Here is a 1496-nt window from a genome sequence, read left to right on the forward strand (position 1 = left end):
TGTGCACGTCGTGGCGGTCGGCGGGTTGCAGGTTGCGGCGTCCGGCTGGTCGGCCGGGGCCGGGTCGGGAGGGTTTCGGTGCACTGGCTGGACAGCCGGCCTGTGGGCGCAGGTTCCGAAACCCGCGCCGGACCCGGGCTGGGGTCAGCCGGTCTGGTTGAGCGGGTTTTTCCCACGGGCGCCGCAGATCCACGGCCAACCGGCGGGCGAGACGGAGTTGGGCGTAGGCGGCCAGGATCAGCCAGGTCCACCGATCCGCCGCCTCGGGGGTACGCAGTTTCGGAGCGGTCCAGCCCAGGGTCTGCTTGAACAGTCGGAAGGTGTGCTCGATATCGAAGCGGCGCAGGAACGCCTGCCACAACCGATCCACATTGGACATCGTCTGATCGATGCGGGAATACCACAGCCACACCGGTTTCGGGATCGCGCCGGACGGTAACTGGGTAACCTCCAGACGGACCAGGGTGCCTTCCAGGATCGGAAGTTTCCCGGCGTGTGCGACCCAGGCGGTGCGGTGGGTCAGGCGGGGATGCAGCCGGTTCCACGCGCGTGCGGTCGCCGGGCCGTAGAGGCGGGTGTCGGCGTGGGTGGTGATATCCGGCGGTCCCCAGGTGGCGGGATCACCGAAGACGAACTCGCCGCCGTGGCGGCGTGGCCTGCCGAGGGTGCCGGGTGTGTGGGGTGGGGCCGGACGGCGCAGGACCCGGTCGGAGCGCATCCGCACCAGCATCGCGACCGGGAGATCGTCCAGCAGGAACGACAGGCGGGGACCGTCGTAGCCGGCGTCGGCCACGATCAGGATGTCGGGGTCGCCGGGCCGCCAGTGCCCGGCGGTGATGAGGTCGGTGACGACCTGACGCAGTTGGGTGGCAGTGACGGTGGCAGCGTCGTCACCGGGGGCCAGCCGCCTGGCGTCCAGCGGCGCGGTCCAGGAGTGCCGGCCGGTTTCCAGCGCACAGACCACCGAATAGGGCCAGCCGGGCACCATGATGTGGGTGTCTTTGCCACGGCCGTAGGTGTGGCACAGGATCCGGGCGGGTGAGGTGTGGGCTTCGGGGCGTAGCCAGCTGGTGATGTCCACGGCCAGCACCAGCCGCCCGTCGGCCGCCTTGGGCAGGGGCAGGGTGGTCAGGACACGGCGCAGCCTGGCGATCTCCACCCGGCCGTGGTTGAGGGCGGCGTAGAGGCTGCCGTGTCCGCGCCGGTGCTCGGCGGCCAGCGAGGTTTCGACCAGGGTACGTACGGGCCCATCGCAGCAGAGCACACCATCGGTGAGCTCGAACAGGGCGTCGGCCCGGCGGGACAGGCAGGTGTAGAACTCCTGCCGGAACACGGAGAGATGCCCGAGCGCTATAGCGGTGTCGGGGTGGTGCACACTGATCAATTGAGACCCTTGGTGTGATCGTCTTCCCTAAGCAAGAAGCATGATCAACCAAGGGCCTCATCCATGATCATCCGGGTGCCCCGTCATGGCCCCGAACGTTAAAACTCAAGCT

At 68.8% G+C, this 1496-nt stretch carries 1 protein-coding gene; it reads right to left on the reverse strand.

Annotated features, from left to right (window positions below):
- A partial coding sequence (locus tag GKO32_RS37790) for an NF041680 family putative transposase (protein ID WP_312869289.1) occupies nucleotides 1-1375 on the reverse strand: 1375 nt, incomplete at its 3' end.
- Nucleotides 1376-1496 lie beyond the last annotated feature (121 nt).

Origin of the sequence: Amycolatopsis pithecellobii, from assembly GCF_009707865.1 — a bacterium.
GTDB lineage: Bacteria > Actinomycetota > Actinomycetes > Mycobacteriales > Pseudonocardiaceae > Amycolatopsis_E > Amycolatopsis_E pithecellobii.